General features: G+C 68.8%; 1 protein-coding gene. It reads right to left on the bottom strand.

Annotated features, from left to right (window positions below; all coding sequences use genetic code 11):
• Positions 1 to 116: 116 nt before the first annotated feature.
• Positions 117 to 544, bottom strand: a 428-nt coding sequence (locus tag FQ705_RS27615) for an AMP-binding enzyme (protein WP_409934741.1), incomplete at its 5' end; no start/stop codon positions are given.

Raw genomic sequence — 544 nt, 5'->3', positions numbered from 1 at the left:
ATGCGGGTCGGAACCACGCGGTAAACAGCTTCGGCGGCCGGATCGCCCGAAGCGAAACCCGGCCGCCGATGATTGCGGAAACGGCAACGACGCGCCGCTCGATGCGGGCTCTCGCGTCAAAGCCCGGCCGGGCGCAGCGGCTCGCCTTCCAGCGGGCATTCGCCGGCCACGATGCCGGGCAGCACATGCTCGCGGAACATCTCGCGCAGCTTGAGCTTCTGCAGCTTGCCGGTGGCCGTGTGCGGCAGCGCCTCGACGAACACCACGTCGTCGGGGATCCACCATTTCGCGACCTTGCCCGCGTAGAACGCCAGCAGCTCCTCGCGCGTGACGTCCATGCCGGGCCGCGGCACCACCACCAGCAGCGGCCGCTCGGTCCATCTCGGATGCGCGCAGGCGATACAGGCCGCCTCGGCCACGGCCGGATGCGCGACCGCGACGTTCTCCAGGTCGATCGAGCTGATCCACTCGCCGCCCGACTTGATCACGTCCTTGCTGCGATCGGTGATCTGCAGGAAACCGTCGGCATCGATGGTGGCGACGT

Origin of the sequence: Paraburkholderia sp. BCC1884, from assembly GCF_900996225.1 — a bacterium.
Taxonomy (GTDB): domain Bacteria; phylum Pseudomonadota; class Gammaproteobacteria; order Burkholderiales; family Burkholderiaceae; genus Paraburkholderia.
This window is presented reverse-complemented; position numbering and strand designations above follow the sequence as displayed.